The organism is Pacificispira sp., from assembly GCF_965228185.1.
Lineage (GTDB): Bacteria > Pseudomonadota > Alphaproteobacteria > UBA8366 > Aestuariispiraceae > Pacificispira.
Genome location: NZ_CBDDHE010000002.1, coordinates 600,884 through 613,278 on the forward strand (window position 1 = coordinate 600,884; position 12,395 = coordinate 613,278).

8 protein-coding genes and 1 riboswitch are annotated in these 12,395 nt (G+C 62.7%); of the genes, 4 read left to right on the plus strand and 4 right to left on the minus strand.

Annotation, left to right across the window (positions count from 1 at the left end; genetic code table 11):
* The first annotated feature begins 2 nt into the window (after positions 1-2).
* The 3 genes from ACO06O_RS02790 to ACO06O_RS02800 are packed head-to-tail and all read left to right on the plus strand — an operon-like array spanning position 3 to position 4,713.
* On the plus strand, positions 3-2,120 hold the full coding sequence (locus ACO06O_RS02790; protein ID WP_421876045.1) for an ABC transporter permease: 2,118 nt from the start codon (positions 3-5) through the stop codon (positions 2,118-2,120).
* Positions 2,117-3,217 (plus strand): hypothetical protein, encoded by a 1,101-nt coding sequence (locus ACO06O_RS02795; protein ID WP_421876047.1) that lies wholly within the window; start codon positions 2,117-2,119, stop codon positions 3,215-3,217. The genes ACO06O_RS02790 and ACO06O_RS02795 overlap by 4 nt, the downstream gene beginning before the upstream one ends.
* Positions 3,214-4,713, plus strand: coding sequence for a sugar ABC transporter ATP-binding protein (locus ACO06O_RS02800; protein ID WP_421876049.1), 1,500 nt, complete (start codon positions 3,214-3,216; stop codon positions 4,711-4,713). Before ACO06O_RS02795 ends, ACO06O_RS02800 begins: the two co-directional genes overlap by 4 nt.
* A gap of 139 nt (positions 4,714-4,852) precedes the next feature.
* On the opposite strand, the gene ACO06O_RS02805 is transcribed toward ACO06O_RS02800, so the two are convergent.
* The 4 genes from ACO06O_RS02805 to ACO06O_RS02820 all read right to left on the minus strand — a co-directional run bounded on the left by ACO06O_RS02805 (position 4,853) and on the right by ACO06O_RS02820 (position 9,589).
* Entirely contained in the window at positions 4,853-6,283 is a 1,431-nt protein-coding gene (locus tag ACO06O_RS02805; protein WP_421876051.1) for an ABC transporter ATP-binding protein, read from the minus strand.
* A complete protein-coding gene (locus tag ACO06O_RS02810) occupies positions 6,280-7,065 on the minus strand; it encodes an ABC transporter permease (RefSeq protein WP_421876053.1) in 786 nt (261 codons plus the stop codon). Before ACO06O_RS02810 ends, ACO06O_RS02805 begins: the two co-directional genes overlap by 4 nt.
* A complete protein-coding gene (locus tag ACO06O_RS02815; protein WP_421876055.1) occupies positions 7,062-7,952 on the minus strand; it encodes an ABC transporter permease in 891 nt (296 codons plus the stop codon). Before ACO06O_RS02815 ends, ACO06O_RS02810 begins: the two co-directional genes overlap by 4 nt.
* A gap of 98 nt (positions 7,953-8,050) precedes the next feature.
* Positions 8,051-9,589: an ABC transporter substrate-binding protein gene (locus ACO06O_RS02820; protein ID WP_421876057.1), complete on the minus strand. Its 1,539-nt coding sequence runs from the start codon at positions 9,587-9,589 to the stop codon at positions 8,051-8,053.
* Between the two features lie 255 nt (positions 9,590-9,844).
* Positions 9,845-10,085: riboswitch (cobalamin riboswitch) on the plus strand.
* Between the two features lie 401 nt (positions 10,086-10,486).
* On the opposite strand from ACO06O_RS02820, the gene ACO06O_RS02825 reads away from it, so the two are divergent.
* The gene (locus tag ACO06O_RS02825) at positions 10,487-12,364 is read left to right on the plus strand and encodes a TonB-dependent receptor plug domain-containing protein (RefSeq protein ID WP_421876059.1); all 1,878 of its coding nucleotides are present in this window, start codon (positions 10,487-10,489) and stop codon (positions 12,362-12,364) included.
* Positions 12,365-12,395: the final 31 nt, after the last annotated feature.

The window sequence follows — 12,395 nt, forward strand, 5'->3', positions numbered from 1 at the left end:
TCATGGCCGCCAGCGATACGCTTCTCCGGCTTCGATACCGGCTTGTTCCGGATCGGCTGTTCGGTGAACTTCTGACCAAGAGCTGGATAGACAACGTCATCCCGGCGCTTGTGCTGGCGGTCACGGTTCTGGTGATGACCGCCCTGATCCCCGGCTACCTGTCGGCCGGGAACATGGCGGATCTGGGCCGGCAAGTGGCTGAGTTCGGGCTGATCGCGATTGCACTGACGATCGTGATCCTGTCCGGCGGCATCGACCTGTCGGTCGGATCCATGTTCGCGCTGACTGTCCTGACGGCCCTTGTCTGCATGAACGTATTGGGGGTGCCTATCGGCATCGCCCTGACGGCCACTCTGGGGGTTGGGCTGGTCTGCGGTCTACTGAACGGGGTGCTGGTCGGATACCTTCGGCTCCGCGCCTTTATCACGACGCTGGTGACCCTTGTCATTTTTCGGGCGGTCTACGACATCGTTTTCCCGAAACTGGCCAGTTCCATTGTCGCCAGCATGCCATCCTCGTTTCTTTGGGATTACATCGGTTTCGGCAATTTTGTCGGAATCCCTATCTCTTTCCTGGTCTTCACGGTGATCGCATTGGCCGTGCATATCGTCTTGTCGCGAATGCGACCCGGTTGGCGGTTAAGGGCCGTCGGCGGCGCGCGCCGCTCGGCATTCAACGCCGGGATCAACGTGAAGCTAACGGTCTGCATGGCCTATGCGGCGTCAGGTGTCCTGACGGCGATGGCAGCCTTCCTGTTTTCGGCCCGGCTGGGCAGCACGGGAGCCGATACCGGAATTGGGCTTGAAATTGCTATCCTCACCGCCGTCGTCCTCGGTGGGGTCTCGTTGGGCGGTGGTCGCGGGTCCGTAGGCGGTGCCATAATCGGGACCGTGCTGGTGCTGATCCTCAGCAACAGCCTGATCCGAATGGCGGTACCCGGATCGCTCAATCAATTGATCCTGGGCGTGGTGCTGATCGCGGCGGTTCTGTTTGACGCAAAATGGGTCAAGAACCGCGGCAAGATTCTAAGCAAGGTCTATGTCTCGCCAACCTATCTGGCGTTGAAGGATCGCGTGCCGGTCGCGGAAGATCCGGTATTGGCGGTAAACGACCGCTTGGGCGATGCACAGCAAATCGGTCTCGGCGCGGTCGAAGGGCCTGAGGACGTCATTCTGGACCGCGATGGGAACCTTTATACCGGGACGCGCCACGGCAATATCGTGCGCTTCTTTGCGCCCGACTACGAACGGCACGAGATCTTCGCCCGGGTTGGCGGCCATCCGCTTGGCCTGGCCTTCACTCGGGACGGAGATCTTATTACCTGTGCAGGGGGAATGGGCGTCTATCGGGTGACGCCGGACCGGACGGTGCACAAGGTGACGGACGAAACCAACCGCAGCGCCCTCTCGATCATCGATGATTCCCGCCTACGCCTTCCGGATGATCTGGATATCGCACCGGATGGCCGGATTTTCTTCAGCGAGGCCACGATCCGCTACGAGATGTCGGAATGGGCAGTGGACGCATTGGAGGGGCGCGGCAATGGGCGCCTGCTGTGTTTCGATCCGAAGACAGGGACAACGCGCACGCTGCTGCGCGGCCTGGTATTCCCAAACGGGATCACGATCTGCCGCGACGGCCAGTCACTGCTGTTTGCAGAGACCTGGGCCTGTCGCATCACGCGCTATTGGTTCGACGGTCCGAAGAAGGGAAAGCGAGAAACCTTCGTCGACAACCTTCCCGGCTATCCCGACAACATTAACCGTGCGTCCAACGGCGGTTATTGGGTAGCTCTCCTGGGGATGCGCACGAAGACTTTCGACCTGGCTATGCGGAAGCCCGGATTCCGGCGGCGCATGGCAAAGCGGATCGCGGCGGACGATTGGCTGTTCCCGAACATCAATCGCGGCTGTGTCATCCGTATGACCGCCGACGGCGTTATCACCGATTCCTACTGGGACGCCGGCGGGGAGAAACACCCCTCCATCACTTCGATGCGCGAGCATCGCGGCTATCTGTTCCTCGGCGGCGTTTCGAACAATCGTGTCGGACGTGTGCGTATCGCCGACGCCGATCCGAATTGGACCGCCTCGGGCGACTATTGGGGGGGTGCGGGATGACCGAACTGATCACCTCCCTTGTGCGGAACCTTCTGGGGTTCAGCGATACGGGCATCAGCGTTCCGCCGATGGACAACATGTTCAAACCGAACAATCGGCTGGAAATAGCGAAGCTTATCGCCCGGGCCGAAGGTCTGGACGATATCGTTCCGACCGCGGACGGATTTCTGTGCAGCGCCGGCAACGAGCTCGTTCGTATTTCCTTCGATTCGGACAACCCGCAGTTCGAAGTACTCGACCGGCTGGACGGGCCCATCACATTTCTGGCGCGACGCTCGGACGGGGCACTGGCACTGGCTACTGAGGAAAGCGGCCTGCGGATCGGACGACCAGGTTCGTGGCGCGGCGTGGGCCTTCCGGACAACCAGGCCCGCTGTCTGACCGCCGGATGTTTTGTGCCCGACGGCCGATTGGCGCTCTGCGTCGGGTCGACACAGAATCCGGCTTCGGAATGGAAAAAGGATCTGATGCAACACGGCGCATCGGGATGTGTGCTGTCCGTTGCGGCCGATGGTGCATCCGTTGGTATTCTGGCGGACGGCTTGGCATTTCCCTATGGCGTAGCTCCGATGGAAACCGGCGATCTTGCGGTAAGCGAAAGTTGGCGGCATCGGGTCGTGAAGATTGGTGCCAATGGTGGCAGTTCTGTGCCGACACTGTCGAACCTACCCGCCTATCCGGCGCGGATCGTTCCCTCGGCGGGCGGAGGCTATTTGCTGGCCCTTTTCGCGCCGCGGCGTCAGCTCTTTGAGATGATCCTGATCGAGGACGAGTACCGGTTGGAAATGATGGAAACAATCGACCCGTCCGAATGGGTCGGGCCGGACCTGCGCCAGACCGAAGACCCCAATCAGCCGCTGCAGCAGGGGTCCGTCCGCCAAATGGGCATCCTGAAACCGTGGGCTCCGTCCCGATCCTATGGGCTGGCTGTACGGTGCGACGGGTCGATGACGCCGCTGGAAAGCTGGCACAGCCGCGCGGATGGGGCGCGGCACGGAGTTACGGCACTCTGCGAGTGGGGTGATGCCGTATTCGCGATCTCCAAGGGGGCGGGCCAATTGTTGCGCCTGGTCGACGACGGGGGGTGTATGCAATGACGGATGTCGTCGCTTTCAAGAATGCGACCAAGTCGTTTCGCGGCAATCCTGCGGTCAAGAATGTGAATTTCACCCTGCGTCAAGGTGAGGTCCACGCTCTGCTGGGGGAAAACGGGGCTGGCAAGTCGACATTGACGAAGATTCTTGCCGGGCTTTACCCGCTGACATCCGGCGAAATGCTGCTGGACGGAAAGTCTCTGTCCTTTGCATCTCCCGCCGAGGCCATGGAACATGGCGTCGCAATGGTGTTTCAGGAAACGAACCTCGTGCCCTCCATGACCGTCGCGCAGAACATCTTCCTTGGGGACGAGAAATTCTTCAATCGCATCCGTGGGATCAACATCCAGGCACAGCAACATCTGCAGCGGATGAACTTTCATGTCGAACCGACGGCGCTGGTCTCCAGCCTGGGCGCGGCAAAGAAACAGATGGTGGAGATCGCGCGCGCCGTCCATCACAAGGCGCGGATCTTTATTTTCGACGAGCCGACAGCGACCCTGACGCCCGAGGAAAAGCAGCATTTCTTCGATCTGATGGACCGGCTGAAAAGTGAAGGCGCATCCATCATCTTTATTTCCCATGCGCTGGAGGAAGCGTTGGGCGTCGCCGATCGGATCAGCATCTTGCGAGACGGAGAGCTGGTCGTGACGAACGATGCGGCGACCTTCACCCGGGATTCCATCATTCAGGCCATGGTCGGACGGCAACTGACGGATGAGCTTTACGGGTCAGGCGCAAGAAAGCGGATCGCCCGTACCCCCGGGAACCGGGTGCTGGCCATCGAGAACCTTTCCATGGGGAAGGCGGTGCGCAACGCCACTCTATCGGTCTTCGCAGGTCAGGTGACGGGCCTGTTCGGCCTGGTTGGGGCGGGTCGGACAGAGATGATGAAGATCGCCGCCGGCGTATTGAAACGCGATTTCTTCCATGGCGGCGTGGTCCGGCTGAACGGCACGCCGGTCCGTTTCCGTGTGCCGCGACAAGCGGTCAGCAGAGGCATAGCCTATGTCACGGAAGATCGGAAACACGACGGTCTATTCACCACGATGGGTGTGATGCAGAACGTCTATCAGGGGAAACTTGCCAACGGCGCCAACCCGGTGGAGTTCGTAAAGATGGACGATGTACAGCGCCAGGCCCAGGAATGGATCGAACGCTTGAAGGTGCGGGCGATCGGCAATGATGCGAAAGTGGTCGAATTGTCCGGTGGGAACCAGCAGAAGGTTGTGATCGCAAAATCGCTGATCCAAGAACCGTCGGTGGTCATTTTCGATGAGCCGACGCGCGGTGTGGACGTTGGTGCTATCGCGGAGATTCACCAGACAATCGAACGCTTGGCGGATGCCGGCGCCGCAATCGTCGTCATATCGTCCTACCTACCGGAAATCCTCAATCTGTCTGACCGTATCCTCGTCGCTCGCCAAGGCCGTATTGTCGAAGAAATGATGATCGAAGAGGCGACCGAAGAGAAGATCATGTATGCCGCGGTGCACTAGGCCGGACGGCGAAAGTATCCCGTCCCGGATGCTTCAACGAAAAAAGACGATGAAGCTAGCAACATCGTTCAAGGGATGGCGTTGCACCAGCCATTCGTTTGGTAGCTCCTTGAGCCGTTTGAGGTTCGAGTGTCTGACCTTAGGCGGCTTGATCGGCGCGGGAGGCGAATTGCTCGAGAGAAATCGTCCGGTCTGCCCAATGGCTGGCGATGTGAGCGCTGTGAGTGACCAGAAGGATCGCTGTCTCGGTCTCCGCCGCCACGTCGGTCATCATTTCCATGACGGCGCGCTGCGTGACGGGATCCAGGCGTGATGTCGGCTCGTCGGCCAGGATGACGGCGGGGCGCAGCGCCAGGACGCGCGCCAGGGCGAGCCGCTGCAATTCACCGCCGGAAACCTCGGCCGGTTTGCGGTCCAGCATGTCGAGGGTCAGCCCCAACCGCTCTATCAGATTGACCAACCGGCCGGCCGGAACCGTATGACGCCGTTCCAAATCCTCGAACCCGCCACGAAGGGTGACGCGTGGCGGAAAGGCGGCCGGCGGGTCCTGATAGAGCTTCTGTATGGCAAATCGGGACCGGGCCCGGCCAAGGCGGCGCACCTGGCCTTGGGACGGCGAAATCAAACCGGCCATCGTGTCGACAAGTGTCGTCTTGCCGAGCCCGCTCGGTCCGCTGACCGCAAGCCTGGCGCCGGCCTGCATCGTGAATGTCAGACCGTCCACCAGGGTTCGGCCCGCCCGAGCGATGCCAAGGTTTTCCGCCGCAAGAACCGGCTCCCCGTTGGCGGCACCGGCAGACGGCGGAAAGTCCGGCCAGTTCGACGGATCGGCGGCGACCAGTTCCCGCCCGTAGGCGCTTTGCGGCGCTGTCAGGACCCTGTCGACCGGTCCGCTTTCCACGATCTCACCGGCGCGCAGAATGATCGCATCCCCGCCAAGGGCCATCGCGACAGAAACGTCATGGGTGATCGTCACCAGGATTCCGCCACCGTCCACGAAGCCCTTCAGCAAGGCCACAACGTCGTCGCACAATTCCGGATCCAACCCCTTGGTCGGTTCATCGGCAAGCAGGACGCCGGCACCGGCCGCCGTTGCCGCGGAAAAGGCAACGCGTTGCGCCATCCCCCCCGATAGCGTACCCGGACGACCGGCCAGCGCCGTAGCGCGAAGTCCCAGAGCCGAAAGCGACGCCTGCGCGCGTGACAAGGCATCGGCCCAGCTCCGTCCCGCCAGTTCCACATGGGTCTCGGCAACCTGGATCGCATTGCGCATCAGGGGATCGAGCGCCCGCCAGGGTTCCTGCGGCAGCATGGAAATCCGGCGCCCCCATAGGGCCTCGCGGTCCTGGCGTGGCAGTGTATCGAGCCGCCTCTCGTCCAGGCGGACCGCCCCCGACGCATCCAGCCCTTTGGGAAGGGCCCCCATCACCGCCTGGGCGATGAGGCTCTTTCCAGCGCCGGTTTCGCCCAGAATTGTCAGTGCCCGTCCGGGCGCGGCGGTAAAGCCGATGCCGGTTACCAGGCGCTTCGACCCGACCCTTACTTCCAGATCGTCAACAGCCAGACTCATCGTTCTTCCTCCACGCCCGCGGCAAAGCGCAGGTTGAGCACGGTAAACGCCAGGCAAAGGACCGGCGCCGCGATCGCCCACGGGGCCTCGCGCCAACTCGGCATCATTTCCGCCATCATGACGCCCCATTCCGGGGTCGGCGGACGCAAACCGACTGAGATGAAACCCAGCGTGGCGAGCGCCGTAACGACCGTCGCGGCCCCGAATGCGGCCAGGGTCAGCAGTTGGTCGGCAAAATCCGGAACCAGATGACGCCTCAGGACATGCCACTTGCCCAGGCCGAGAAGCTCGGCCGCTTCCACGGCGGGAGACGCAACCACGATCCGGGTCCGCACGCGGGTGACGCGGAAGAATTCCACCCACAGCGTCAAGGAGAGCCCGATATAGAGGGTCCACCAGCTGTTCGGATGGATCGCCGCAAGCAGCAGAACCAGCAGCAGACCCGGCAGTGCCAACACGGAATCCGAAAGCAGTCCGAAGAGCCGGTCGACCCATCCGCCGCGCCAGCCCGCGACGACACCCAGAGAGACACCGAGAAATGCCGCGCTGGCCACTGCGAACCCGGCCAGACCGAGGGTGATCTGTGCGCCGCCCAGCAGGCGCGCGGCAAGATCGCGTCCGAGATGGTCCGTGCCGAGCATGTGCCCGCCGGTTCCAGGCGGAACAAGGATCGCCCGCAGATCCTGACGCGCGGGATCATAGCCGGTGATGTCCGGCCCAAGGACGGTTACAATCGCCAGCCCCGTCAGACCGGCAATACCTGCAATGCGCAGCGCCCTCATGCCCGCCTCCGCGGATCCAGTGCCAGACAGATCACCTCGACGGTGAAACTCAGAAGCACGAAGCCAAGACCCAGCATCAGCGCGGTGCCTTGAAGCATCGGCACGTCGCGTTCGAAAATTGCATGGGTCAGCGCATGGCCGATACCGGGCCAGGCGAAAATGCTCTCGACCACGACCACACCTTCAACCAGGAGAGCGGCCTGAACACCGAGATACGCGACCACCGGCACAGCGGCATTGCGCGCGCCGTGCCGCCGAAGCGCTGTGCCCATCGACAGCCCCTTGTGCCGAGCGAACTGAAATGCCTCGCTGGCGACCGTTTCGGCGACGGCGTTACGCACAACGCGACTGAGTACAGTTGCCAGGACGATCCCGAGGGTCAGGGATGGCAGAAGCAAGTGCCCGCCATGCCCGTGTCCGGCGGCGGGCAGAATGCCGAGTTGAACCGCAAAGAAGAGCATCAGGATAATGCCGAGAAGAAAGGCCGGCAGCGCCCTGAACACGACCGTCAGCCCCCCAAGGATACGATCGAACGCACCGCCGGGTCGCAGTCCGGCCAAGGTGCCCGTTGGCACGGCGATGACCAATGCGAAGAGAAGTGCGCCGACGGCCAACGCGATGCTATGGCCCAGTTGATGCGACAAGGCATGCGCAACCGGATCGCCCGTCACGGCCGACCGGCCCAGATCCAGCATCAGGATATGGCCGACCCAATCCGCGATTCGCTGCCAGGCCGGCCGGTCGAGCCCCAACTCGATCCGGACCTGTTCCGCCGCTGCACCGGTCAGCATGTCATAGCCATACCGGCCGGCTGCGATGCGATAGGCGGCGTCTCCCGGCAACGCCTCCATCATTGCAAAGCTGACGATGCCGATGACGAGCGCCACCAGTAAGGCCTGGACGAGACGCCCGAGCGCCAAGCGCCCGAGCGTCGCGAGAGGCCCCGAATTCCGGATCGAATCCGGTAAAAATCCGGACCGGACCGTCATTCGGCCCACCGCAGTTTCGACAATTCGTAATTGCGTTCCAGCGGGTCGACGATCACGCCCTGCAGGGCGTCGGGATAGGCCACCGTATGGGTGTACCAGGCGATCGGAACGACCGGCAGATCCTTGTGAACGGCCGCCACGGCCAAATCTATCGCAGGACCGCGCGTCGCAGGATCGCTTTCCGCCCGTGCCTTGGCCAGCGCTTCGGCAACGTCGGGCGCATCCCAGTTCATGGCACCCCAATCCGCGCCACCGGCCCCGAAATCTTCCGCCGCGTTCACGACGGGGTCCGGCGTCAGGCCATAGTTGCGCGCGAACAGGGCGACATCGAGCGAGCCGTCCTGATGCCCGGACGGGATCTCGGAAAAATTGCCGACGGAGATGTCGAGCGCCACCCCGATCTGGCGCCACTGATCCTGCAGCGCGGCTGCGATCAGCGGCAGTTCCGGGCGGTTGGGAAATGTCCGCAACGTCAACGCAAAGCGCATCCCGTCGCGAACGAGAATGCCGTCTTCGCCCGGCGCCCAGCCCAAGGCGGCAAGCGACTGACGCGCGGTGTCCGGATCGTAGGCCAGCGGTGTCAGCGTCGGATCGTGCCAGTCGGCAAGGGCCGGCGGGAACAACTGGCTGGCCGTGGCGTCGGGGAAGCGCAGAATGCCCGCGGCGATACCGTCGCGATCGATCGCGAGGCTGAGCGCCTGGCGCGCTTCCGCCTCCGTCAGCGCGGGATGGGCAAGATTGAGCTTGAGGACGATCGTGCGAGGGATCGGGACCGCCTTGACCTCGACCGGCTCCAATTGGCTGAGTCGGCTGTACCCGGCCGGGTCCAGGGTAAAGACGAGATCGGCATCGCCGCTTTCGGCCATCAACGCCCGCGTTTCCGCCCGGGACGTGGAGATGTAACGGGCGGCTTCCAGATGGGCCGCCTCCCCCCAATAGCCGTCAAACCGCTTCAGGCTGAGGGAGCTCGGCGGATCGATCTGTGCCACCTGGAACGGGCCGGTGCCGATCACGGAAACCACCTTCCCGTCACCGTCGAACGACGCCGGAGCCAGGATGAGGGCCGTATAGTTCGCCAGGACAGCAGGCAATGCGGCAAACTTCTCCGCAAGGCGGATCACAACCGCATCGCCATCGGCGGCGATCTCCGCAATCGGCAGGTTCTGCAGGACGCCGGGTTGCGTCACAGCGCGCTTCAGGCTGGCCACGGCGGCATCCGCGCTCAACTCTGTACCGTCATGGAACCGGACGCCGTCGCGCAGTTGGAAGCGCCAGACCAGACCATCGCCGCCGACCTGCCATTCGGTTGCGAGGCCCGGGCGCAACTGTCCGTCAATCCCGGCATCCACCAGGGTTTCGGCAACCTCCATCCGCTGAAACGTGTAGCCGTCCGAGGCAGGGTCCATGCCGTTGACGTGCCAGGGCGCGGCGACGACGACGTCGGTCCGGCCCTGTGCCGTCGATGCCGTGCTTGTAGCGATCAGGGCGGCGGCGCCGATAGCCGCGCCGAACATTGCTTTGGTGAACGCACGCATGTGTACCTCCATGGGAAGGGAATCAAGGGATGTTGGATTGGCGGGCGGAACGAGGATCAGATCTCGAGTCTGCGAGATACTTCGGCTTCCGGTTTCTAGTGTGAATTTGAGCCGGACGTTATATCATAACATTGAATTTGCAAGCAGCTCTCTCTGAATATTGTGTGTTCCAATCTGGTTCTTCGCCGACTTGGACGCGCACCATGTTGCAGCATTCGTCATTGGCCTTGCGCCGATAGGATTTGACGATGTACGAATTTGGATGTGGCCCTTGGTTCCCCTGACCGGCATCAGGCTGGGGGGATTAAAAGGGAACACCGGTAGCGCATTACCCAACAGGGACGCGCGATCCGGGGCTGTCCCCGCAACTGTGAGCGGCGAGACGGCGGCCAAGTGACGGTCACTGACCGGGCCCTGATCGGGTGCCCAGTCGGGAAGACCGGCCGCCCGTCCCTGACCCGCGAGCCAGGAGACCTGCCAGAGGCCGCGTCACCTTTGCTTCCGGTCGGGGATTGCCGGGGGCGCGGGCTTGATCCCGTTCGCGGTGGCGCCTTGCTAGGTGCGTCTGGCGAATGGGACGCGGCCCGTGAGGTGTGACGACGGCGATTTCCGCCAACGCTCTCTCACGTCAAAGCCGAACCCGTTCAGGACGTGGACCGTCGATTTGGACGGGCCGCGGTCCGGTATGCATCGACCAGGGCGTGTCGCGCCGGGCTGGGGGCACCGGTTCGCCTTGGTCGTATCGGATTTTGTTTCCCATCCCGGTTTCGATTCGTCGGGGCGATGACTGCCTCGCGGCTCTTCCTGTCGGCATCAACCGATTGGAGGGAGCACATGAAAACGGTCGCCAGGACCACGCCCAGGATACGGGCACAGTATTGGGTGGGGGCGTTCACAATGACAGCCCTTTTGGGACTTGCCGGAGCTGCCGCGGCGCAGGAACAGGACACGGGTACCGTCGTGACGGCACCGGACACCATCGTCTCCGCCAGCCGGATCGCCCTGCCGGCGGAACGTGTCGGCAGTTCGGTCACGGTGATCACCGCCGAAGATTTGGAGCGTGGCGGGCAGAAATTCGTTTCGGACGTCTTGCGGGACGTGCCGGGGCTGGCCGTAAACCGGACCGGTTCGCCGGGCGCCCAAACCGCAGTCCGGATCCGCGGGGCGGAATCGAATCATACGCTGGTCATCGTCGACGGGATCGAGATCAACGATCAAAGCGCCGGATCGGAATACGATTTCTCGCGCCTAATGACCGCCGACATCGAAAGGATCGAGATCCTGCGCGGTGCGCAGTCCGCCCTGTTCGGCAGTGACGCCATCGGCGGCGTGATCAGCATCACCACCAAGCGGGGGCGTGACGGGTTTGGCGGTGAGGTGTCCGCAGAAGGCGGCAGCTTCCAGACCGGCGAGGCCGGCGTTTCCCTGCGTTACGGCGGGGAGCGTTTCAGCATCTCAGGTACCGCGAACCGGTTCCGGACCGAAGGGATTTCCAATGCCGCCGAGGACCGCGGCAATCCCGAAAAGGATGGCTACCGGAACGATACTTTGTCGCTGAACGCCGACGTCCAGCCACTGGATTGGCTGACCCTGGATACCACAATCCGCGCGACGAAGGCGTATTTCGAAACCGACGGGTTCACCGGCGGAATCGGTGCCGTGGACCAGGCTTCGGATACGACGACCAATCAGCGCTATGGCCGGATCGGCCTGTCGGTCGATCCCTTCGACGGCGCCTGGACCCACCGGTTCGACGCGGCCTATTCCAGCGACAAGGATGACAGCCGAACCAATGGGGCGCTGTCCAGCTTTGCCGACGGCAGCAAACGCAAATACGCCTACCAGACGACGGTATCCTTCGACACGCCGTCGCTCGCCCAGGCGGAACACGACTTCACGCTGCTGGCGGAATCCGAAAAGGACACGATGAAGGCGAGCTTCCTGGGACAGGGCAAGATCGACACAACCAACAATGCCTTCGCCGGGGAATACAATCTGGGTCTATTCGAGTCCCTGTTCCTGTCAGCCAGCCTGCGTCAGGACTACAATGACCGGTTCGAGAATGAACAGACCCATCGCCTTTCGGCGGCCTATCTGGTCGATTCCTGGGGAACCCGGTTCCATGCCAGTCACGGTACCGGCGTCAAGAATCCGACGCTCACGGAACTGTTCGGCTTCACGAACAACTTCGTCGGCAACCCCAACCTGAAGCCTGAAACCGCGACCAGTTGGGATGTCGGGGTGGAGCAGCGATTCTGGCAGGAAAAGGCCCGGGTCGATGTGACCTTCTTCCGCAGCGACGTGGAAAACCTGATCACCGGTTCCGGCAATACGTCACGCAATCTGGAAGGCGTGTCCGAAGCACGGGGTGTCGAGATTTCGGGCGATCTAGCCTTGACCGATCAGCTCGATATCGGCGCCAGCTATACCTGGACCCACGCGGAAACGTCCGACGGGACCGAACAGGTCCGCCGGCCGACCAACCTCGCCAGCCTCAACGTGAACTACCGATTCCTGGACGACCGGGCGAACCTCAATCTCGGGGTCGACTTCAACGGCAGCTTCACGGATTTCGAGTTCGACGCGGCCTTCAACCGCACGGTCGTCGACATGAGCTCGTTCACGCTGGTCAATCTGAAGGGCAGCTATGAGGTGATCGACGGGCTGGAGCTCTATGCCCGCGGCGAGAACCTGCTGAACGAACGGTACGAAGAAGTTCTGACCTTCGGCACGCCGGGCATCGCCGGTTATGCCGGCATGAACTGGAAATTCTGAAACGGAGACGGGGCGGGCCCTTTTCCGCCCC

Coding starts and splice junctions, on each gene's coding strand:
- ACO06O_RS02820 (WP_421876057.1), bottom strand. CDS start 9,589: ATGCGTGCGTTCACCAAAGCAATGTTCGGCGCGGCTATCGGCGCCGCC.
- ACO06O_RS02805 (WP_421876051.1), bottom strand. CDS start 6,283: ATGAGTCTGGCTGTTGACGATCTGGAAGTAAGGGTCGGGTCGAAGCGC.
- ACO06O_RS02825 (WP_421876059.1), top strand. CDS start 10,487: ATGACAGCCCTTTTGGGACTTGCCGGAGCTGCCGCGGCGCAGGAACAG.
- ACO06O_RS02810 (WP_421876053.1), bottom strand. CDS start 7,065: ATGAGGGCGCTGCGCATTGCAGGTATTGCCGGTCTGACGGGGCTGGCG.
- ACO06O_RS02790 (WP_421876045.1), top strand. CDS start 3: ATGGCCGCCAGCGATACGCTTCTCCGGCTTCGATACCGGCTTGTTCCG.
- ACO06O_RS02800 (WP_421876049.1), top strand. CDS start 3,214: ATGACGGATGTCGTCGCTTTCAAGAATGCGACCAAGTCGTTTCGCGGC.
- ACO06O_RS02795 (WP_421876047.1), top strand. CDS start 2,117: ATGACCGAACTGATCACCTCCCTTGTGCGGAACCTTCTGGGGTTCAGC.